We start from the raw sequence: 17,937 nt of genomic DNA, 5'->3' as shown, positions 1-17,937 counted from the left end.
TGAACCGGCCGAGCCACACACACAACTGGAGGTGAATCGTGGATAGCGCCAAGAAGGTCCTCGACACGGTCCTGTACTGGATCACCGTCGTCCTCTTCGCGCTGCTCGTCGTCATCGTGGTCTGGCAGGTCTTCAGCCGCCAGGTCCTGGGTGACCCGAGCACGTGGACCGAGGAGGGGGCCCGCCTCACCTTCGTGTGGCTCGGCCTGTTCGCCGCGGCGTTCGTCTTCGGCGAGCGCGGCCACATCGCGGTCGAGTTCGTCGCCCGGAAGTTCCCGCCGCGCGCCGAGACGGTGCTGGCAGTGGTCGTCCAGCTGATCGTCCTCACCTTCGCCGTGGTCGTGCTCGTCTGGGGCGGCTGGCGCGCGGCGGAGAACGCCTGGCTGCAGAACCTCTCGGCCCTGCCGTTCACGCTGGGCCAGATGTACCTGGCCCTGCCGATCTCCGGCGTGCTCATCGCGTTCTACGCCGTGTACTACGTCCAGGGCCTGGTCCGGGGGACGCGCTCCCCCTACCTCGAGCTCGAGGGCGAGGAGGCCCTGGCCGCCAACCCGCAGATCCAGGCCGACCGCCTCGGTGGCGAGCCGCTGCTCGTCCAGTCGGCCGACACCCCCGACAGCCCCGGGAGCTCCCCGGCCGGCCCGAAGACGGAGGCATGATGGACCCCGCAACCCTCGCCGGACTCATCCTTCTCCTCGGCGTCGTCGTCGGCATCGTGTTCTCCGTGCCGATCGCGATCGTCATCGGGAGCGCGACCTTCCTCGCCGCGATCCCGCTCCTGGGCATGGAGCAGGCCGTGCTCGTCACCGCCCAGCGCATGTTCACCGGGATCAACTCCTTCCCGCTGCTCGCGATCCCGCTGTTCGTGCTCGCCGGCGTCATCATGAACAACGGCGGCATCGCCGCCCGGCTCGTGGACGCGGCCAAGGTCCTCACCGGCCGGATGCCCGCCTCGCTGGCCCAGACGAACATCGTCGCGAACTCCCTCTTCGGCGCCGTGTCGGGCGCGGCAGTCGCCGCTGCGGCCGCCGTCGGGAACGTCATGAACGGACGCATGGTCACCGAGGGCTACGACCGGCGCTTCGCCGCAGCGGTCAACGTCGCGTCCGCACCCTCGGGCATGCTCGTCCCGCCGTCGAACACGTTCATCGTGTACTCGCTCGTCTCGAGCACCTCGATCGCGGCGCTGTTCATGGCCGGCCTGTTCCCCGGGCTCCTGTGGGCGATCGCCTGCATGGTCGTCGTCTACCTCTACGCCCGCAAGCAGCCCGGCAAGCTCAAGTCCACCGAGCGGGTGAGCGTCCGACAGGGCCTGCGCATCATCTGGCGCGCGGTCCCCTCCCTGCTCATGATCGTCATCGTCGTCGGGGGCATCCTCGGCGGTCAGTTCACGGCCACGGAGTCCGCGGCGATCGCCGTCGTCTACTGCCTCCTGCTCTCGGCGCTCTACCGCACCATCAAGGTGCGGGAGCTCCCCGGCATCCTCCTCGACGCGGGCCGCACGACCGCCATCGTCATGCTGCTCGTCGGCGTGTCGACGGCGCTGTCGTTCGTCATGTCCTTCGCCCGGATCCCCGACATCATCTCCGACGCCGTGCTCGGCTTCACCGACTCGAGCGTCGTCGTCCTCATCCTCATGATGGTCATCCTCATCGTCGTCGGGACCTTCATGGACCCGACACCGGCCATCCTCATCTTCGTGCCGATCTTCCTGCCGATCGTCACCGAGTTCGGCATCGACCCGGTCCACTTCGGCGCCATGGTCGTGATGAACCTGTCGCTGGGGGTCATCACACCGCCGGTGGGCAACGTGCTCTTCGTCGGTGCCCGGCTCGCGAACCTGCGGATCGAGCCGGTCATCACCAAGCTGTGGCCCTTCCTCCTGGCCATCCTGCTGGCGCTGTTCGTCGTCGTCTTCGTCCCCCAGATCTCCCTGTGGCTGCCGCAGACGATGGGGCTCATGTAGCACCACCGGTCCCCGTCGCACCCCGCTGTGGCCGGGAGGGCACCCGCCCTCCCGGCCACAGCGCGATCCGGGCACACCCGCCCGTAGAGTGACTCGCGGCCACCGCCGCGTCCGACCCGAGAAAGGCACGCCCCATGTCCAGCGCGTCCACCACCGCCAGCGGCCCGTTCGCCGCGTACCGCGAGAAGCTGGGCAACGAGACCTTCGCCGGGATGGTGCTGCTCGTCGGCGCCCTCGTCGCCCTCGTGTGGGCCAACTCCCCGTGGCGGGACGCGTACGTCTCCCTCTCGGAGGTCACCGTCGGCCCGGCGGCGCTGCACCTGGACCTCACGCTGGCCGCCTGGGCCTCGGACGGTCTGCTCGCCATCTTCTTCTTCGCCGTCGGCCTCGAGCTCAAGCAGGAGTTCGTCACCGGCTCCCTGCGCGACGCGCGCACGGCGGCCGTGCCCGTCATCGCGGCGTTCTTCGGGGTCGCCGGACCGGTGGCCGTCTACCTCCTCGTCCAGGCCGTCACCGGCTCGGGGATCTGGGACGGGTGGCCGGTGCCGGTCGCCACAGACATCGCCTTCGCCGTCGCGCTCCTCGGCATCTTCGGCCGAGGCTTCCCGGCGGCGCTGCGCCTCTTCCTCCTCACCCTCGCCGTCGTCGACGACCTCATCGGCATCGTCATCATCGCCGTCGTCTTCGCCGACGGCCTCAACTACCTCCTTCTCGCCGCCGCATTCCTCGCCGTCGTCGTCTTCGCGGTGCTCGTCCGCCGCCGGATCACCGCCTGGTGGGTGCTCATCCCCGTGGGCGTGGTCGCCTGGGCGTTCATGCACGCGTCCGGGGTTCACGCGACGATCGCCGGCGTGCTCCTCGGCATGGTGGTCCCCGCCGTCGCCCGGGCGGGCGAGGACGAGGACCTGTCCCACCAGTTCGAGCACAGGATCAGCTGGATCTCGGCCGGCTTCGTTTTGCCGGTCTTCGCCTTCTTCGCCGCCGGCGTGAACGTCGTCGACTCCGGCGGCCTGCTCGGCATCGTCACCGACCCCGTCTCCATCGGAATCTCCCTGGGGCTGCCGCTCGGCAAGCTGCTCGGCATCTGGGGCGGCACCGCCCTGCTCGTCACGCTCACCCCACTCGCCCTCGGCAAGGGGCTCAACCTCAAGGACATGGTGGGGATGAGCCTGCTCGCCGGCGTCGGCTTCACCGTCTCCCTGCTCATCGCCCAGCTCGCCTTCGAGCCGGGCTCCGTCGAGAGCAGCCACGCACGCGTCGGCGTGCTGCTCGGCTCGCTCCTCTCGGCCCTGCTGGGCGGCCTCGCGCTGCGGGTCCGGGCGCGCACCCGCGACGACATCGAGACCTGAGCCCGGCCGGCTCAGTACATGAGCCGCCCGATCCAGCCGGCGATCGCGACGATGAAGGCGTAGACCCCGACGGCGAGCGCGGCGACAGCCGGCCAGCGCGGGAGGACTCGCTGGGCGAGTGCGACTATGCCAAGGACGAGGGAGCCCACCGCGAGCACGAGGACGAGCATGAGCCCGATGGACTCGTAGGTGTCCCTGTTCGCCACGCTCTCCACGGTGATCGCGTAGACGACCTGCCAGGCCGTGAGCAGCCCCGCGACGGTGATGGCGATCCACCCCAGCCGGCTGCGCTCGCCCCGCTGCGGCTTGCGCGACTCCCGGCCCGCCGCCGAGCTCCCCTGCGGGCCTCCGGGTGCGCTGCCCTGTGACGTCGTGCTTCCCGTCTCACGTGCGGCCATGTCGCGCCTCCTCCCGAGGCGGCACCACGCCGCCTCGCTGCCAAGCCTGCCACCCCCGGCGGGTGATACCACTGGAACATGACGACCTCTTCCCAGCCCCGCCGCACGTCCGCCGCCTCCGTCGCCGTCACCGGCGGCTACGTCGTCCCCGTGGACGGTGAGCCGATCGAGAACGGCACCGTCCTCGTCCTCGACGGCGTCATCTCCGCCGTGGGCGCCGACGTCGAGGTCCCCGAGGGGGTACGCGTCGTCGACGCGAGCGGCTCGTGGGTGCTGCCGGGCTTCGTCGAGTCGCACGCCCACATGGGCGTCCACGAGGAGGGCGAGGGCTGGGCCGGTGCCGACGTCAACGAGATGACCGACCCGGTGGGCGCGGGCCTGCGCGCGCTGGACGCCATCAACATCGAGGAGGAGGGCTTTCGCGACGCCCTCCTCGGCGGGGTGACCTCCGCCGTCGTCAAGCCGGGCTCGGGCAACCCGATCGGTGGCCAGACGGTCGCGATCAAGACGTGGGGCGGGCGCACCGTCGACGAGCAGCTCCTCCGCGAGCGGGTGTCGGTGAAGTCCGCGCTCGGGGAGAACCCCAAGCGCGTGTACGGGGACAAGAAGGCCCTGCCCTCCACGCGCCTGGGCGTGGCCAAGGTCATCCGCGACGCGTTCGTCCGCGCCCAGAACTACGCCGCTAAGCGCGACCACGCGCTGTCCGAGGGCAAGCCGGTGGAGCGCGACCTCACGCTCGAGACGCTGGCGGCGGTGCTCGACGGCGAGCTGATCTGGGACCAGCACACCCACCGCCACGACGACATCGCCACCGCGATCCGGCTCGCCGAGGAGTTCGGCTACCGGCTCGTCGTCAACCACGGCACCGACGGGGCCCGCGTGGCGGACGTCCTCGCCGAGAAGGACGTGCCGGTGATCTTCGGCCCGATGTTCACCAGCCGCTCGAAGGTCGAGCTGCGCGACCGCGACATCGCCAACCTCGCCCGCCTCGCCGAGGCCGGCGTCAAGGTCGCCATCACCACCGACCACCCGGTCGTCCCGATCAACTTCCTCGTCCACCAGGCGTCGCTCGCCGTCAAGGAGGGGCTGGACCGGGGAGTCGCGCTGCGGGCGCTGACGATCAACCCGGCCGAGATCCTCGGGCTCGACGACCGCGTGGGGGCGCTGCGCCCGGGCCTGGACGGCGACGTCGTCATCTGGTCCGGCGACCCGCTCGACGTCTTCTCCCGCGTCCAGCGCGTGCTCATCACCGGCACCGAGGTGTACTCCAGCGAGCACGGGGTCCACGAGCGCAGCGAGCGCTTCTGAGGACGCGCCCGGGCCGGCGGCCCGCCGCGACGACGCGTCGTCCCTTCCACTCCTCCCAGGGCGACGGAAGGGGCGACGCCTGAGCGGAGAGGGCGGCCCGTCGCGGACGGGGATACGGTCGAGGGCATGGACGACGCGCACTCGACCGCCGGCAGCTACGTGACCTCCGGGCAGGAGTTCACGCGGGACACGAACTACATCACCACGCGCATCACCCGCGACGGCGTGGACGGCTACCCGGTCGAGGCCGGGCGCTACCGGCTCGTCGCCGCGCGGGCGTGCCCGTGGGCGAACCGGACGATCATCGTGCGCCGCCTGCTCGGGCTGGAGGGCGCGATCTCGCTCGGTCTGCCCGGACCGACGCACGACGCCCGCTCGTGGACCTTCGACCTGGACCCCGGCGGTAGGGACCCGGTGCTCGGCATCGAGCGGCTGCAGGAGGCCTACTTCGCCCGGTTCCCCGACTACCCCCGCGGGATCACCGTCCCGGCGCTCGTCGACGTGCCCACCGGGCAGGTGGTGACCAACGACTACGCCCAGATCACCCTCGACCTGTCCTCGGAGTGGCGCGAGCACCACCGCGAGGGTGCCCCGGACCTTTACCCCGAGCACCTGCGCGAGGAGATCGACGCCGTCAACACGCGCGTCTTCACCGAGGTCAACAACGGGGTGTACCGCTGCGGGTTCGCCGGCTCCCAGAAGGCCTACGAGAAGGCGTACGACCGGCTGTGGACCGCCCTGGACTGGCTCGAGGAGCGGCTCACCGGTCAGCGGTACCTCGTGGGCGACACGATCACCGAGGCGGACGTGCGCCTGTTCACCACGCTCGTGCGCTTCGACCCGGTCTACCACGGGCACTTCAAGTGCAACCGCACCACGCTGAGCGAGATGCCGGCGCTGTGGGGCTACGCCCGCGACCTCTTCCAGACACCCGGCTTCGGCGACACGATCGACTTCGTCCAGATCAAGCAGCACTACTACGTCGTCCACACCGACCTCAACCCGACCCAGATCGTGCCGGTCGGCCCGGACCTGTCCGGCTGGCTCACCCCGCACGGCCGCGAGGAGCTCGGCGGACGGCCCTTCGGTGACGGCACGCCGCCCGGGCCGGTGCCCGAGGGCGAGCGTGTGGACCCCGCCCACACGCCCCTGGCCTGAGCACGCGGCGGGCGCCCGCTCGCCTGCCGCCGTCCTACTACTCAGAGGGTCTACCTAGACAACCTGACTAGTTAGTGCCACGATCTACTCATGAGCGTGACACCCCACCGCAGCGAGTGGCTCCGCGGAGTCCTCGAGCTCTGCGTGCTCCGCACCCTCGCCGGCGGCCCCACCTACGGCTACGCCATCGCCGCCGAGCTCGCCGAGGCGGGCTTCGGCGACATCAAGGGCGGCACGCTCTACCCCCTGCTGGGCCGGCTGGAGAAGAACGCGCTCGTCACCGTCGAGTGGCGAGCGGGCGACGGCGGTCCCGGCCGGAAGTACTTCGCCCTCACCGACGCCGGGCGCGCGGCCCTGGAGCAGGGCACCACCCAGTGGCGCACCTTCGCCGCCACCGTCGAGTCCCACCTGTCCCCCACCCCGGCCGCGAGCCGGTGACACCTCAAGGAGACACCATGGAAAGCACCACGAACGAGGTCTGGCACCGGCCCTTCGTCAAGGAGCACCAGCAGTGGTGCGACGACTTCGTCGTCGAGCTGCGCCTGCTCGACGTGCCCGGCCCGGTGATCGGCGACCGGCTCGCCGAGGTCGAGGCGCACTGCACCGACACCGGCGAGAGCCCCGCGCAGGCGTTCGGCGACCCGGTCGGCTATGCGCGCAGCCTGGACGTGGACCGGTCACCCGCCCAGGCCGCCGGCGTCCGGCGAGTGGCCGTCGTCTCCGGCGTGCAGGTGCTCGCGCTCCTCGTCGGCACGTCGGCCGCCTTCGCGTGGGCACGCGGCGAGGACCTGTCCTACAACATCGTCCAGGTGGGCGCGACGGTGCTGTTCATCGGGGTGCTGCTCGCGATCCCGGCCCTCCTGCGCCACATCATCACCCACCCCTGGGCGGTGGGCATGCCCCTCATCGCGGTCGAGATGCTGCTCGGCGGCGGCGCCGCCCTGGCGGGACGGCTCGACCTGCCGGCCCTTCTCGCGCTGCCCCCTGCCGCGCCCGCGGTCGGGCTGTTCGTCGTCGTCGTCGCCCTGGCGGTGGTCGAGTACCGCGAGCTGACGAAGGACGGGGACGAGGACCTCGTCACCTCGCCGCTCAGTCCGGCTCCCGAGGCTCCCGCACCACGTCGCCGGTCCCTGGTGACGTTGATGCCGGCCGTCATGGTCCCGGCCTCCTACGTCGTCCTGTCGGTCCTGCCGTGGGTGGTGTCCTGACCTACTGGTAGGTGATGAAGTGGGGGACGGGGTCGACCTGGGAGATGGTCTGCTCCGGGGTGAGCATCGGGACGTCCTCGTCGTAGAAGTTCTTCCACCCCCACCACTGGATGTCCGGGCCGTACTCGTGGAGCGTGCGCCAGGTGTCCTGCTTCGCGCCCTGGCCGCCCTGGCCGTCGGCGTGGACGAGGACGGCGAGCTCGCTGCGCGACAGGTCCACCTCCGGCACGGTCTCGATCATCCGCACCTGGAACTGGTGCAGGACGAGCATCTTCTGCGGCAGGTTGCGTTCCCGGGTGAAGTCGGCGAGCCAGTCGACCACCTCGTTGACCTCCTCGGCGGTCACCGAGCCGATGCGCACCATGTGGTGCTCGTCGGGGCCCAGGTTCCACTCCGGGTCCAGCGCGAGGCCCACGTGGGGCAGCTCGAGGAGCTCGGCGTACAGCTGGGCCTGCTCGAGGAAGGAGGAGCGGCCGGGCTGGAGGTCCAGGACGACGTACTGGCCCGCCTCCCCCGCCGCCTCGACGAGCGGACGCAGGTCCTCGACGGGCCACTCGTTGGAGTAGTTGCCGTCGTCGCCGGCACTGGAGGAGGCGACCGTCGCGATGATCTCCAGGGCCGGCACCACCGTGTCGTCGACGAGGTCCTCGTACGGCTCGGCGTGCTCCTCCGCGCGGGCGATCGTCGCCTCGGTGCCCTGCTCGCCCAGCACGCCGAGCGCCGGCGTCACGGGGCTGCCGTACAGCGCGACGTAGCGCTTCCCGGGGAACACGAGCTGGCCGCCGCCGGGCAGCTCCACGCCGCTCGCCGCCGTCGCCGCGCGCCAGGCGAGCGTCTCGTCGTCACCGAAGGCGTCCCCGAGGCCGACGACGTGCTCGGCGCCCGCCTCACTCAGCGCGGACACCGACTCGCTCGTGGCCCGCGGGTCACCGCCGGGGACGACGGCGACGTCCGCCCCGGCAGCGCGTGCCGTCGCCGTCGCGAGCAGCTCCGCAGGCGCCCCCGTCGTGAGGGCCAGGGTTCCTGTCACGGGCTCGGGCAGCTCGGTCGCCGGCAGCTCCTCGTCCGCCGGCTCGGTCGTCGCCTCCGCGCTCGCGTCGTCCGTCGCCTCCGCGCTCGCGCCGTCCGTCGTCTGCTCGGCGGCGTCGTCCGCCGCCGCGTCCGTGGCGGCGGCGAGCGGGGTGAGCTCCCCGCGCTCGAGCCCGACGACGGCGGTCACCTCCTCGCCCTCGGCCACCTCCACGGCCTCGCCGACGGACAGGCCGAGGTCCTCGGCGAGCGCGGCGTCGTCGGCCGGCGCGGGGACGATGACGGCGTCGCCCACGTCCTGCGGCACCGTGGCGTCACCGACGGTGAGCACCCAGCCCGCCTCCAGGCGGCCGAGCTCCTCGGTGAGGGCGGCGGCGTCGTCGTCGAGGAGGACGGGTGCCCCGAGCGCCAGGCCCGCGGTGCTCGCGCGCAGACGGGAGGCCGGCTCGGCGTCGTCGGCGAGGACGACGACGGGTGCCTGGGTGAAGAAGGTGCGGCTCGCGGCCAGGGCGAGCTCCCCGTCGGCGCCGGTGAGGACCACGGCGGTGCCGGCGGGCTGCTGGACCTCCCCGCGCTCGGGGCTGGGCTCGGCGGTGGGGCTCTCGGAGTCGTCGGGGCCGTCCTCGCCGGAGCAGGCGGCAAGGACCAGGCACGCGCTCACGGCGAGGGCCGCGGCGCGGGTCGGACGTCGGCTCACGGGGAGGCCTCCAGCTGTCGGGTGCTCGACCACACTACGTGGGGCGCCGGGCCGCGGCGCGGGGCGGTGGGAGGCTCCGTAGAATCGGGAAGGTGACCTCCTCCCCTCTCACCGCGGACGCGCTCGGCCTCACCGGCCCGCTCGGTGAGCGGGCGACCCTGCTCCAGATCTCCTCGGGCTTCTGCGCGCCGTGCCGGGCGGCGCGCGGCCTGCTCGCCCGGGTGGCGGAGACGACGCCCGGCGTGCGGCACGTGGACGTCGACGTGGCACACGACACCGATCTGGCCGCCCGCCTCGCGATCACCCAGACGCCGACCGTCGTCGTCCTCGACGCCCACGGCACCGTCGTCACGCGGTACGAGGGCGTCCCGCGGCTGGCCGCCGTGCGCGAGCTGATCGACCGGCTCGCGCCCGCCGGCGCCTAGGCACGCTGGACGATCGCCCGCAGCGGCCGCTGGAGGAGCTCGGCGAGGCGGGCGACCTCGTCCTGGAGCTGTGGCGTGGGCGGCGGACCCGCGTCCACGTGCCAGGTGACGGTGACGTCGTCGGAACGGATCGTCCACGTCCCGGTGACGACACCGCCGGCGAGGACGAGGTTGGCGCCACCGGTGACGGCGGGGCGGCGGGCCGACGGGACGACGTGCGCGTCCGCGGTGCCGGGGCCGAGGACCCACTGGTCGTGGCCCGGGAGGAGACGGACGGCGTCCGTGGGCGCCGTCGCGCGCAGGTCCTCGAGGTCCTCGGCGAGGACGGCGGCACCCTCGCCCCCGACGTCCACGGTCGTCACGCCGTCGAGCCCGGCGAGCCAGTCACGCACCCGCCGGCGGCCGGCGCCCAGGCCCTCCCCGATCCAGTAGTGGACACGCTCGGGGGTGGCCGGGCCGTAGCTGCGCAGGTAGGCGCGCACGGCCCGGGGACCGGCGTCCTCCAGGTCGGGCAGGCCCGGCCAGCGGGGGTTCGCCTCGAGACTCGCGAAGGTGACCCGGCCGCCGCGCTCGGGTCCGAAGCACAGCACGCCCTGCCAGGCGAGCGGTTTGAGGAGGGTGTCGTTGCCCCGGGCGATCGAGGCGTGGAGCTGCGCGAAGGCCGGGGTGGCGGCGACGGCGTCGGCGAGCTCGGCGCGGGTGAGCGGTCCGTCGGCGAGCGCCTCGCGCACGACGTCGCGCAGGGCGGGCCAGTCCTCCGGCGCGAGCCCGTAGTACTCCTGCCAGCTCGGCAGCTCCCACATGCGGCTCGCCGTGCGCAGCGCGAGGTGGACGGCGGCCTGCTCGGGGGTCATGAGGTGGGTGGCGCCGCGGAAGGCGTAGGTCTTGACGAGCCGCCCGTCGGCCAGCGCCGCGACGAGATCGCCGGGTTGCGAGTGCTGCAGGCGCAGGCGGACGCTCAGCTCGGCGGCACCCAGGTCCTTCGCGACGACGGCGCCGAGCCGGCCGACGACGTCGTCCACCGTCCCGGCGCCGACGGGATCGAGAAGCTGTCGGCGCAGGCGCCAGGCGAGCGCCTGCGCCCAGGTGAGCGACATGGCAGCAGGGTAGGGCGCGGTCACCGTCGCGGCCGCCGCTTCACCCCGGCGGGACGGGGGCGGTGTCCTCCTCCTGGGCGGACCGCACCGCGGCCACGATCCGGACCGCCGCGCGCTCGAGGTGGGGCACTCGCGTCCGCAGCTGCTCATCGACCGCACGTGCGACGTCGATGCCGCGCGAGAGGGTGAGGTCGCTGCCCACCATGATCTCGATGTCGGCCTCGAGCCGGTGGCCAGTCCACCGCGCTCGCGCCGCGTCCACCGCGACGACCCCCGGCACCCTGGCTGCCTCGACCTCGAGGAGGTCGAGGGTGTCGGGCTCGACACCGTCCATGAGCCGGCGGACGACGGTGCGCATGGAGCTGACGAGCACTGCCACGATGACGGCCGCGATGACGAGACCGACGACCGGGTCCACCCACGGCAGGCCCACCCACGCTCCCACGACGCCGATGACGACGGCGAGGGACGTCAGCGCATCGGTCCGGGCGTGCTGCCCCTCGGCGACCAGCGCCGCGGAGCCGATCCGTCGGCCCGCACGGATGCGGTAGATCGCGACGACCTCGTTCCCGGCCGCGCCGACGAGGGCGGCCGCGAGCACCCAACCCAGGTGCGTCATGTCGCGCTCGGCACTGAGGGCGCGGACCGACTCCCACACGATGAGGACCGCGGACAGCGCGACGACCAGCCCGATGAGGAGCCCCACGAGGTCCTCGGCACGGCGGAAGCCGTGGCTGTAGCGCCGGGTCGCGGGCCGCCGGCCCAGCCGGAAGGCGATGATGAGCGGGATGGTCGTCGCGAGGTGGCCGAGGTTGTGGAGGGTGTCGGCGAGCAGCGCGACCGAGCCGCTGAGCCAGACGATGAGCAGCTGCAGCACCGCGGTGGCGCCCATGCCCGCCAGGCTCACCCACGAGGCGCGGATGCCGACGGCGCTGGCCTCCTCGGCGGTGCGGATGGCCTCGGAGTGGTCGTGGCTGTGCGGGACCAGGGCGTGGCGCAAGCGAGCCAACGGCCCGCTGTGAGCATGGCCGTGGCCGTGGCCGTGGCCGACGTGCGGGTCGTCGACCCCTGGCTGCAGTGATGTGTCCATGTTTTCAAACTACCTGCTCATCTATGCAGATAACGACACGGCGTTAGGGTGGTGACGTGCACGACGAGCCGGTACGTCCCGTCCCAGACGACGAGCACGCGCAGATCGCGGCGGACCGTTTCCGCATGCTCTCCGACCCCACGCGCGTGAAGATCCTCTGGGCCCTCTTCCAGGGCGAGTCCAACGTCAACACCCTCGCCGAGAACGTCGGGGCGACACCGGCGTCGGTGAGCCAGCACCTGGCGAAGCTGCGGCTCGCCGGCCTGGTGAGGACGCGGCGCGAGGGCACCTTCGTGTACTACTCCGCCACGGACACCCACGTCCACCGCCTGCTCGCCGAATCCCTCTCGCACGCGGAGCACGTCACCGGCGTGGCCGCCGGAGCTGACGCCCACAGCTACCGGGCCGCCGGCCCCGTGGGCCGCTAGGCGCAACGACGCGGGCGGGACCGCACCCCCACGAGCGGCTGAGCCTGCTGGCACCACCGCGGCCCGAGCCCTAGCGTGTGAGCGTGCCCCCTACAGCCCACCTTGCCCTCGCGAGTGCCGCATGACGTTGCGCCTGGACGCCGCCTCCCCCGAGCCGCCCTTCGCGCAGCTGCGCGCCCAGCTCACCGCCCAGATCGGTGACGGGACGCTGCGCCCGGGCGACCGGCTGCCCACGGTGCGGGCGCTGGCGGACGAGCTCGGCATCGCGCCCAACACCGTCGCGCGGGCCTACCGGGAGCTGGAGGACGACGGCCTCCTCGTCGGCCGCGGCCGGGCCGGCACCTTCGTCACCGACCCCGAGACGTCGCGCGGATCATCCGACGACCACGCGGCGGCCGAGCGGGCCGCCGCGGCCTACGCGGAGGCGGTGCACGCCCTCGGCCTGGACCCGCGAGAGGCGCTCACCGTCGTGCGCAGGGCGCTCGGCGTCTAGTCGACGAGCAGGCGCAGCAGCCGCGCGAGCTGCTCGCGCTCGTGCGCGTCGAGCCGACCGAAGAAGGCCTCGGCCTCCGCGCCGCGCAGCCGGTCGGCGGCCTCGTGGACCTCGCGCCCCTCGTCGGTGGCGACGACGAGCACGGCCCGCCGGTCGGCCGGGTCGGGCTGCCGCGCGACGAGACCGCGCGCCTCGAGGGAGTCGACCACCTCGGTGGCCGAGCGCGGGGCGATCCGCAGGTGGGCGGCCACCTCGCTGAGGCGGGCGCCGTCGTGCGCGCAGACGGTGCGCAGCGCGCGCGCCTGGTGCGGGGATAGCTCCCAGTCCTCCAGCGAGGACCACATGCGGCGGCGCAGCGCGCGGCTGGCGTGCATGAGTGCTTCGCTGAGCTCGGGGTCGGCCATGGCGTCTACAGTAGCGCGCACCCACATAGTGAGGTAACCTCGCTATTGCGTGCGGCGCGACGGTCACGGCGAGACATCGCGGGCCGGTCCCGCGCCCCGCCCCTGTACCGGTCCGACGGCACCCATCCTCCGCCGTCGCCTTTGAGAAAGCGAGGTGGCGCTCATGTCGAGCCCCTCCTTCCGCCCCCACGGCCCCGTTCGCCGCGACCCGGCCGACACGGCCCAGCTCGAGTCCCACCCCGTGAGCCTGCGGCGCATCGCGGCGCTCTTCGCGCCGCACCGGCGCCGGCTGCTCCTCGTCGTGGCACTCATCGCCGCCAGCTCCGTCATGGGCCTGGCCACCCCGTTCCTCACCCGGCACGTCATCGACGTCGCCCTGCCCGAGCAGGACGTGCACCTGCTGCTCGTGCTCGTCGGAGCGATGCTCGTCGTCACGGTGGTGACGGCGGCGCTCGGCGTCCTGCAGACGTGGCTCTCCACCGACGTCGGCCAGCACGTCATGCACCGGTTGCGCACCGACGTCTTCGTCCACCTCCAGCGTCAGCCGATGTCCTTCTTCACCCGCACCCGCGGCGGGGAGGTGCAGTCGCGCCTCACCCACGACATCGGCGCCATGCAGTCCGTCGTCACCGGCACCGCGACCGCGATCACGGCGAACGTCACGACGGCGATCGCGACGATCGTCGCCATGGTCGCGCTGAGCTGGCAGCTGGCCCTGCTCTCCCTCGTCGTCCTGCCGCCCGCCATCTGGCTCACCCGCCGGGTCGCGCAGCTGCGGCGAGAGGTGACGGCCCAGCGCCAGTCGGCGCTGGCCGGTCTGCACGGCCAGGTCGAGGAGTCCCTGTCGGTCAGCGGCGCGCTCCTCGCCAAGACCCTCGGTGCCGGCCCCGAGCTGAGCCGCCGCTTCGCCGACTCCTCCGAAGAGCTCGCCGACCTCGAGCTGCGCTCCGAGCTGGCCGGCCGCTGGCGGATGGCGACGACGAGCGTCATCTTCTCCGCGATCCCCGCGCTCATCTACCTCGTCGCAGGGCTGCCCGGCTCCGGCGACATCACGATCGGCACGCTCGTCGCGTTCATCGCGCTGCAGTCCGGGCTCTTCCGTCCCCTCATGGGCGTGCTCAACACCGGCGTGCAGGTCACCGCGTCCCTCGCGCTGTTCAGCCGGATCTTCGAGTACCTCGACCTGCCCGTGGAGATCGACGACCCGGTCGCGCCGGTGGCGCTACCCTCCGGCGGCGGCCCGGGCGCCGTGACCTTCGAGGACGTCTCCTTCCGCTACCCCGACGCGGACGCCGACGCCGTCACCGACCTCGACCTGCACGTGCCCGCCGGCACCCGGCTGGCCCTCGTCGGGGAGTCCGGGGCGGGCAAGTCGACGATCGCGGGCCTGGTCGCGCGGCTGCAGGACCCGACGTCCGGACGGGTGCTGCTCGACGGCGTCGACCTGCGCGACCTCACCCTCACCGACCTCGCCTGCCAGGTGGGTGTGGTTTCCCAGGAGACCTACCTCCTCCACACGACCGTGCGGGAGAACCTGCGCTACGCGCGGCCCGAGGCGACCGACGAGGAGATCGAGGCCGCGGCCCGCGCCGCCCAGGTGCACGACGTCATCCTCGCCCTGCCGCGCGGCTACGACACCGTGGTGGGCGCGCGCGGGCACCGCTTCTCCGGCGGTGAGAAGCAGCGCCTGGCCATCGCCCGGACGCTGCTGCGCGACCCCCGCGTCCTTGTCCTCGACGAGGCGACTAGTGCGCTGGACACCCGCACGGAGCACGCGGTGCAGGAGGCGCTCGACGTCCTGAGCCGCGGACGCACGACGATCACCATCGCCCACCGCCTGTCGACCGTCCGCGACGCCGACCTCATCGCCGTCGTCGACCACGGCGAGCTGGTCGAGGTCGGCAACCACGAGGACCTCCTCGCTGCGGACGGCCACTACGCGGCCCTGGTGAGGGCGGCCGAGCGCCAGCCCGCCCTCGTCCCCTGACCCCACCCCCTTATCCGCATATGCGCGACGTCTGCAGCGCGAAGCGCGGCTGGGCCGCAGATGTCGCCCACATGCACACCCGGGGGGCGCCTGGCTGGTGTCAGGCGTGGGTCGGCTCGAGGTTGGCGACCAGTCCCCGGACCGTCTGCGCCGTGGCCTCCCAGCCGTCGACCGCGATGCACGGGACTCCCATCGCCTTGACCGGGTAGTCGTTGCCGCCCTCGTCGAGGCGGTCACCGATGAAGATCATGTCGGCGAGGTTGATGCCGGTGTGCTCGGCCAGGCGGGTCATGCCGTAGGCCTTGTCCACGCCCTGGCGGGTGATGTCGATCGACGTCGAGCCGCCGGAGCGGACCTCGAGCTCGGGCAGGAGCGGCGCGACGGCGGCGCGGAGCTGCTCCTTCTTCTCCCCCGTCGGGTCCCAGGCGCGCTTGGCGTCCAGGGGCGCGTGCTGGCCGAGGGCGGAGAAGGTGATCTGCGAGCCACGGTCCTCCAGGACCGGGCCCCAGGTCTCCTCCTCCCACAGGCCCAAGCGGCGCGCCTCGCGCTCGACGACGGCCAGCGCCTCGGCGCGCTCCTCGGCGCTGAGGTCGTGGGCGTAGACCTCACGAAGCTCGCCGCCGTCGTCGTCGTAGCGGTAGTAGCGCGTGCCGCAGGTGGGCATGAGGTGCAGACGCGAGCGCGCGTCGTCGTCGAGGTCGAGACGGTCGGTCACCTGCGTGGTGAACTGCTCGAGCTGCCCGCCCGAGATGATGCACACCGGGACGACGCCGAGGAGCGCGGCGAGCGCCTCGGCCATCTCCGCGTGGATCGGGGACTTCGAGGGCGTGAGGGTGTCGTCGAGGTCGAAGGCGACCAGGCGCGGAGCGGGCATCGGCTCAGGATACAAGCGCACCCGCGGGGTCAGAACTCCTCGTGCGAGTCCGGGTCGTGGCTCTGCCGGCCGCGCTCGAGGCCGCTGATCTGCGCCATCTCCGACTCGCTCAGCTCGAAGCCGAAGACGTCGAGGTTGAGGCTCTGCCGGTCCGGGCTGGCCGACTTCGGGATCGGCAGGACGCCGAGCTGCACGTGCCAGCGCAGCACCACCTGCGCGGTCTCCACCCCGTGATGGTCGGCGATCTGCTCGAGCGCGGGCTCGGTGAGGAGCGAGGCGCTGCGCGCGAGCGGGCTCCACGACTGGGTGAGCACCGTGCGCTCGGCGTCGGCGGCGCGCATGTCGGCCTGGGTGAAGTAGGGGTGCAGCTCGATCTGGTTGACCGCCGGCGCCACGTCGGTCTCGGCGATGATCCGGTCCAGGTGCGAGGCGGTGAAGTTCGAGACCCCGATCGAGCGGACGACGCCGTCCTCACGGAGCTTGACCAGTGCGCGCCAGGAGTCGACGTACTTGTCCAGGCGCGGCAGCGGCCAGTGGATGAGGTAGAGGTCGACGTAGTCGAGGCCGAGCTTCTTGCGCGAGGTCTCGAAGGCGCGCAGCGCCTCCTCGTAGCCCTGCTCGCTGCCCCGGAGCTTGGTCGTGACGACGATCTGCTCGCGCGGCACGCCGGACTCGGCGATGCCGCGGCCGACGGCCTCCTCGTTCTCGTACTTCGCAGCGGTGTCGATGAGGCGGTACCCCATCTCGAGCGCCGTCCGCACGGCCTCGGGGGCCTCCTCGTCCATCGGCCAGCTGCCGAGGCCGATCGCCGGGATCCGGTTGCCGTCGTTGAGCGCGAGAGTCGGGATCATGGCGTCCATTGTGGCGGTGGTCCGCACTCCCCCGCACGCCGCGCTCTCTCGTGCCGCGAGCGCGACCTCCCCGGTTCTCCTCATGGCGACGCGCTCGGACAGGGGAACTCAGAGGACAACCGGGGAGCTCACGCGGCGCGGCAGGCAGGCGGGAGCCGGCAATCGGCGATGGTGAGGGCCGCGCCGTCGCCTCAGGTGCGGCGGTAGTGCTCGGCCAGCCTCGCCACGCCCTCGTCGATGCTGACGGCCGGCTCCCAGCGCAGCACCTCGCGGGTGCGGCGCTGGTCGAACCAGTGCGCGGTGGACAGCTGCTCGGCGAGGAAGCGGGTCATCGGCGGCTCGTCGCGGCCCGGGCGCACCGCCCACACCGCCTCGACCAGTCCCCCGGCCACCTTGGCCAGCCGCGCCGGCACCCGCCAGGCCGGGGCCGGCGCCCCTGCTGCGAGCGAGATGCCCGCGATGAGGTCCCCGATCGCTCGCGGCTCCCCGTTCGTCACGACGAGTGCCTGCCCGTGGGCCTGCGGCGCGCGCTCGAGCGCGGCGACGAGCGCGTCGGCCGCGTTGTCGACGTAGACGGAGTCGACGAGCACGGCGCCGTGGTCGAGCAGCGGGAGTCGCCCGGCGCGGGCGCGCTCGACGATCCGCGCGACCAGCTGCGTGTCACCCGGCCCCCACACGAGGTGCGGCCGGACAGCGACGACGGCGAAGTCGGGCCCGTCGGCCTCCAGCGCCAGCAGCTCCGCCGCCGCCTTGGTCCGCGCGTAGTTGCCGCGCGCGTGCTCCGGCTGCGCCGGGCCCGCCTCCTCGCCGACGAGCGAGCCTCCCGTGTGCGCGACCGACGGCGAGGACACCTGGACGAAGCGCCGCACCCCCGCCGCGCGGGCGGCCGCGAGCAGCGTGCGCGTGCCCTCGACGTTGACCTGCTCGTACTCCTGCCGCGGCCCGCTCACCGACACCTTCGCGGCGAGGTGGACGACGGCGTCGCGCCCCTCGACGGCGCGCGTCACCGCTTCCGGGTCGGTGAGCGACCCGAGCGAGTCCTGGGCGCCCCCGACGCCCGCCGGACGCCGCTGGAAGGTACGGACGTCGTGACCGGCGGCGACGAGCCGCTCCGCGGTGCGCCGTCCGAGCATGCCGCTGGCCCCGGTGACGAGGACGCGCAGCCGCCGCGAGGC

19 protein-coding genes are annotated in these 17,937 nt (G+C 72.9%); 11 read left to right on the top strand and 8 right to left on the bottom strand.

Annotated elements, in window-relative coordinates:
- Positions 1 to 38: 38 nt before the first annotated feature.
- From DSZ44_RS11675 to nhaA, 3 genes are all read left to right on the top strand, one after another.
- A complete protein-coding gene (locus DSZ44_RS11675; RefSeq protein WP_110852804.1) occupies positions 39 to 659 on the top strand; it encodes a TRAP transporter small permease in 621 nt (206 codons plus the stop codon).
- Complete coding sequence (locus tag DSZ44_RS11670; RefSeq protein WP_110852803.1) at positions 656 to 1,966, top strand: TRAP transporter large permease; 1,311 nt, start codon at positions 656 to 658, stop codon at positions 1,964 to 1,966. Before DSZ44_RS11675 ends, DSZ44_RS11670 begins: the two co-directional genes overlap by 4 nt.
- A gap of 134 nt (positions 1,967 to 2,100) precedes the next feature.
- Positions 2,101 to 3,315 (top strand): Na+/H+ antiporter NhaA, encoded by a 1,215-nt coding sequence (gene nhaA / locus DSZ44_RS11665; protein ID WP_110852802.1) that lies wholly within the window; start codon positions 2,101 to 2,103, stop codon positions 3,313 to 3,315.
- 11 nt (positions 3,316 to 3,326) lie between these two features.
- On the opposite strand, the gene DSZ44_RS11660 is transcribed toward nhaA, so the two are convergent.
- Positions 3,327 to 3,713, bottom strand: coding sequence for a hypothetical protein (locus tag DSZ44_RS11660; RefSeq protein ID WP_110852801.1), 387 nt, complete (start codon positions 3,711 to 3,713; stop codon positions 3,327 to 3,329).
- A gap of 78 nt (positions 3,714 to 3,791) precedes the next feature.
- Between DSZ44_RS11660 and DSZ44_RS11655 the strand changes: the two genes are divergently transcribed.
- From DSZ44_RS11655 to DSZ44_RS11640, 4 genes are all read left to right on the top strand, one after another.
- On the top strand, positions 3,792 to 5,021 hold the full coding sequence (locus tag DSZ44_RS11655; RefSeq protein WP_110852800.1) for an amidohydrolase: 1,230 nt from the start codon (positions 3,792 to 3,794) through the stop codon (positions 5,019 to 5,021).
- Between the two features lie 126 nt (positions 5,022 to 5,147).
- Positions 5,148 to 6,179: a glutathione S-transferase family protein gene (locus tag DSZ44_RS11650; protein ID WP_110852799.1), complete on the top strand. Its 1,032-nt coding sequence runs from the start codon at positions 5,148 to 5,150 to the stop codon at positions 6,177 to 6,179.
- Positions 6,180 to 6,269: 90 nt separating this feature from the next.
- Entirely contained in the window at positions 6,270 to 6,617 is a 348-nt protein-coding gene (locus DSZ44_RS11645) for a PadR family transcriptional regulator (RefSeq protein WP_110852798.1), read from the top strand.
- A 17-nt stretch (positions 6,618 to 6,634) separates the two neighbouring features.
- Complete coding sequence (locus DSZ44_RS11640) at positions 6,635 to 7,387, top strand: TMEM70/TMEM186/TMEM223 family protein (RefSeq protein ID WP_110852797.1); 753 nt, start codon at positions 6,635 to 6,637, stop codon at positions 7,385 to 7,387.
- A gap of 1 nt (position 7,388) precedes the next feature.
- Here the strand turns inward: DSZ44_RS11640 and DSZ44_RS11635 are convergent, their stop codons facing one another.
- On the bottom strand, positions 7,389 to 9,113 hold the full coding sequence (locus DSZ44_RS11635; protein WP_110852796.1) for a hypothetical protein: 1,725 nt from the start codon (positions 9,111 to 9,113) through the stop codon (positions 7,389 to 7,391).
- A 92-nt stretch (positions 9,114 to 9,205) separates the two neighbouring features.
- Here DSZ44_RS11635 and DSZ44_RS11630 point away from each other — a divergent pair, with 92 nt between their 5' ends.
- The gene (locus DSZ44_RS11630; protein WP_220035174.1) at positions 9,206 to 9,538 is read left to right on the top strand and encodes a TlpA family protein disulfide reductase; all 333 of its coding nucleotides are present in this window, start codon (positions 9,206 to 9,208) and stop codon (positions 9,536 to 9,538) included.
- Here DSZ44_RS11630 and DSZ44_RS11625 read toward each other — a convergent pair.
- Both DSZ44_RS11625 and DSZ44_RS11620 read right to left on the bottom strand, forming a co-directional pair.
- Positions 9,535 to 10,635: a DNA glycosylase AlkZ-like family protein gene (locus tag DSZ44_RS11625; protein ID WP_110852795.1), complete on the bottom strand. Its 1,101-nt coding sequence runs from the start codon at positions 10,633 to 10,635 to the stop codon at positions 9,535 to 9,537. The two genes, DSZ44_RS11630 and DSZ44_RS11625, sit on opposite strands and share 4 nt — an antisense overlap.
- A 40-nt stretch (positions 10,636 to 10,675) precedes the next feature.
- Positions 10,676 to 11,725, bottom strand: coding sequence for a cation diffusion facilitator family transporter (locus tag DSZ44_RS11620; protein WP_110852794.1), 1,050 nt, complete (start codon positions 11,723 to 11,725; stop codon positions 10,676 to 10,678).
- 56 nt (positions 11,726 to 11,781) lie between these two features.
- Between DSZ44_RS11620 and DSZ44_RS11615 the strand changes: the two genes are divergently transcribed.
- Positions 11,782 to 12,153, top strand: coding sequence for an ArsR/SmtB family transcription factor (locus DSZ44_RS11615; protein ID WP_220035173.1), 372 nt, complete (start codon positions 11,782 to 11,784; stop codon positions 12,151 to 12,153).
- 121 nt (positions 12,154 to 12,274) lie between these two features.
- A complete protein-coding gene (locus DSZ44_RS11610; RefSeq protein ID WP_110852793.1) occupies positions 12,275 to 12,646 on the top strand; it encodes a GntR family transcriptional regulator in 372 nt (123 codons plus the stop codon).
- Here DSZ44_RS11610 and DSZ44_RS11605 read toward each other — a convergent pair.
- On the bottom strand, positions 12,643 to 13,050 hold the full coding sequence (locus DSZ44_RS11605; protein ID WP_110852792.1) for a MarR family winged helix-turn-helix transcriptional regulator: 408 nt from the start codon (positions 13,048 to 13,050) through the stop codon (positions 12,643 to 12,645). The two genes, DSZ44_RS11610 and DSZ44_RS11605, sit on opposite strands and share 4 nt — an antisense overlap.
- A 163-nt stretch (positions 13,051 to 13,213) precedes the next feature.
- Here DSZ44_RS11605 and DSZ44_RS11600 point away from each other — a divergent pair, with 163 nt between their 5' ends.
- A complete protein-coding gene (locus DSZ44_RS11600; RefSeq protein ID WP_110852791.1) occupies positions 13,214 to 15,037 on the top strand; it encodes an ABC transporter ATP-binding protein in 1,824 nt (607 codons plus the stop codon).
- A gap of 100 nt (positions 15,038 to 15,137) precedes the next feature.
- On the opposite strand, the gene DSZ44_RS11595 is transcribed toward DSZ44_RS11600, so the two are convergent.
- From DSZ44_RS11595 to DSZ44_RS11585, 3 genes are all read right to left on the bottom strand, one after another.
- Positions 15,138 to 15,911 (bottom strand): HAD-IIB family hydrolase, encoded by a 774-nt coding sequence (locus DSZ44_RS11595; protein ID WP_110852790.1) that lies wholly within the window; start codon positions 15,909 to 15,911, stop codon positions 15,138 to 15,140.
- Positions 15,912 to 15,940: 29 nt separating this feature from the next.
- Positions 15,941 to 16,762, bottom strand: coding sequence for an aldo/keto reductase (locus tag DSZ44_RS11590; protein ID WP_373681250.1), 822 nt, complete (start codon positions 16,760 to 16,762; stop codon positions 15,941 to 15,943).
- Between the two features lie 191 nt (positions 16,763 to 16,953).
- Positions 16,954 to 17,925: an NAD-dependent epimerase/dehydratase family protein gene (locus DSZ44_RS11585; RefSeq protein ID WP_110852860.1), complete on the bottom strand. Its 972-nt coding sequence runs from the start codon at positions 17,923 to 17,925 to the stop codon at positions 16,954 to 16,956.
- Between the last annotated feature and the right edge of the window lie 12 nt (positions 17,926 to 17,937).

The organism is Georgenia satyanarayanai (assembly GCF_900116375.1).
GTDB lineage: Bacteria > Actinomycetota > Actinomycetes > Actinomycetales > Actinomycetaceae > Oceanitalea > Oceanitalea nanhaiensis.
This window is presented reverse-complemented; position numbering and strand designations above follow the sequence as displayed.

Bases quoted from the DNA above. Each gene is read 5' to 3' on its own strand.
- DSZ44_RS11605 (WP_110852792.1), bottom strand. From the start codon at position 13,050: ATGGCCGACCCCGAGCTCAGCGAAGCACTCATGCACGCCAGCCGCGCG.
- DSZ44_RS11640 (WP_110852797.1), top strand. From the start codon at position 6,635: ATGGAAAGCACCACGAACGAGGTCTGGCACCGGCCCTTCGTCAAGGAG.
- DSZ44_RS11660 (WP_110852801.1), bottom strand. From the start codon at position 3,713: ATGGCCGCACGTGAGACGGGAAGCACGACGTCACAGGGCAGCGCACCC.
- DSZ44_RS11625 (WP_110852795.1), bottom strand. From the start codon at position 10,635: ATGTCGCTCACCTGGGCGCAGGCGCTCGCCTGGCGCCTGCGCCGACAG.
- DSZ44_RS11645 (WP_110852798.1), top strand. From the start codon at position 6,270: ATGAGCGTGACACCCCACCGCAGCGAGTGGCTCCGCGGAGTCCTCGAG.
- DSZ44_RS11610 (WP_110852793.1), top strand. From the start codon at position 12,275: ATGACGTTGCGCCTGGACGCCGCCTCCCCCGAGCCGCCCTTCGCGCAG.
- DSZ44_RS11620 (WP_110852794.1), bottom strand. From the start codon at position 11,725: ATGGACACATCACTGCAGCCAGGGGTCGACGACCCGCACGTCGGCCAC.
- nhaA (WP_110852802.1), top strand. From the start codon at position 2,101: ATGTCCAGCGCGTCCACCACCGCCAGCGGCCCGTTCGCCGCGTACCGC.
- DSZ44_RS11650 (WP_110852799.1), top strand. From the start codon at position 5,148: ATGGACGACGCGCACTCGACCGCCGGCAGCTACGTGACCTCCGGGCAG.
- DSZ44_RS11655 (WP_110852800.1), top strand. From the start codon at position 3,792: ATGACGACCTCTTCCCAGCCCCGCCGCACGTCCGCCGCCTCCGTCGCC.
- DSZ44_RS11595 (WP_110852790.1), bottom strand. From the start codon at position 15,911: ATGCCCGCTCCGCGCCTGGTCGCCTTCGACCTCGACGACACCCTCACG.
- DSZ44_RS11600 (WP_110852791.1), top strand. From the start codon at position 13,214: ATGTCGAGCCCCTCCTTCCGCCCCCACGGCCCCGTTCGCCGCGACCCG.
- DSZ44_RS11670 (WP_110852803.1), top strand. From the start codon at position 656: ATGATGGACCCCGCAACCCTCGCCGGACTCATCCTTCTCCTCGGCGTC.
- DSZ44_RS11590 (WP_373681250.1), bottom strand. From the start codon at position 16,762: ATGATCCCGACTCTCGCGCTCAACGACGGCAACCGGATCCCGGCGATC.